General features: G+C 47.9%; 3 protein-coding genes. All 3 read right to left on the minus strand.

Going from position 1 to position 1560, the window contains the following annotated elements:
• On the minus strand, window positions 1-861 hold an 861-nt coding region (locus EBR25_13875; GenBank protein NBW42058.1), incomplete at its 3' end, for a hypothetical protein.
• Window positions 862-968: 107 nt separating this feature from the next.
• Entirely contained in the window at window positions 969-1283 is a 315-nt protein-coding gene (locus tag EBR25_13880; GenBank protein NBW42059.1) for a hypothetical protein, read from the minus strand.
• The coding region (locus EBR25_13885) for a hypothetical protein (GenBank protein NBW42060.1) at window positions 1283-1560 on the minus strand (278 nt) is incomplete at its 5' end. The genes EBR25_13885 and EBR25_13880, both read right to left, overlap by 1 nt.

The following is a 1560-nucleotide window of genomic DNA, read 5'->3' on the forward strand; positions in this document are numbered from 1 at the left end:
GCCCGAGTCCAGTTCTTCTTTGCTACGCAGAGTGAGAGTAGCAGGCTTTTCGCGATTGATCTCGGGCTTAGTGGCCAGGAGAGGACGGATGGAGCTATGAGCCCATGCGCCGGAAACCTTGCCCTCTTCAGGGAGATTATCAATCAAGATGCGATAGGTCAAGCCATAAGAGGTCTTGCAGGGATAATAACCAACAACCTGGTAAGGAGTGTTTACATCCAGTTCGCGGAAGTCGACTTCCTCATCGGCCTCAATACGAGGGCCGCTAGAACCAGTACCTTTCGGAGTTACGGGCTGGAGAAGGGCAACCACATCCTCAGGCTTCTTCTTCAGAAGAGCGTTGAGGGCTTTAGGTTCGGTGGGATTTTCCCAATCGCTGAAGCGAACGGCAACAGGGAGGACAGTTTGGCCATCGTTGGTATCCACGGAGACGAAGAGGCAAGGATCCTCTCCACGGCCGGAGAAGTTAAAGGAGCCAAATTCGGCTTCCATCTCACGACCATCCTCGGTTACAAATCCACCCTTCGTGATCCCAACGGGAATGAAGCGAGGACCCCATTGAATGTAGAGTTTGCCAGTTTCAGTACCTTCTACGCCATCAGCACCGACTTTGAGGACGGGGCCGAAGAGGCGGAAATACACACCATCACGAGCTTTGATGAGGAAGGTATTCTCATCGAGAGGGAGTTCTTCACCGGTCAGATACTGGAAAATAGTGTCAAGTTCCTTACGCATTACCTTAGGAAGGTTGGCGTTGGGGAGCTGGGTGTATTCAGAGTTATATTCGCGGCCACTGAGCGGAGCGAGTTGAGGAGCATTGGTGCTCAGGTCAATGGTCGTGATGTTAAAAGTTGCGGACATGTTAAGTTCTCTTAGTAAATAGGTCTCTTGGAGGAAAGATCTCTCTTTGCTCACTTAGTTATTATATCACAGATTCAGATTTCAGGTCTGAAGCTGGATACATTTCTTTAAACAGATTTTTTATCAGCTTCAAGCCGAGCCAAGTATGTTTGGGCTTCAAGACGAAGGGAGTAGAGTTGTGTAGAGAGTGGGTTGAGGGAACAGAGCGCCGGGATGAAGAGCACTAACCTCTCCCCCATCCACCATTGCCTTTCAAACGGACACTTTGATGGAATACTTCTCATCCATTTTTGGGCAAGTTCTGGGGTCCAGGTTTTTGGCCTGAGCCACGGCAATTCTAAGCGCGGGACAGTATCGACTAGCTTCCCCCACCACTTAGGCGGTCGGGCTTTACGCCCAGAGGAGGATATAGATGTAATCATTAATTAACTTTACTTAGGTACCAATTACGTGCAAATATATTACCAGAGAAGTTTTGCGGTTTTGTTCTTCTTACACTCCAGTCTCTGGCAAAAGAATTATCTCTTTCCAAACCGGGCTCCGCAGAGCCATCATAAGCTGTAAACCAAACTTTTAGGTTCTTATCATCAACTTTTTCTTTCTTAGAAACGTAAATCGAGGTAGTTAATCCACTTGCGGTTTTATTTTGATTTAGCTCGATATCGATATTTGCGCCGTCGGTTTCTACAATTGTCTCGT

It is taken from the genome of bacterium (assembly GCA_009926305.1).
Taxonomy (GTDB): Bacteria; Bdellovibrionota_C; UBA2361; order UBA2361; family RFPC01; genus RFPC01.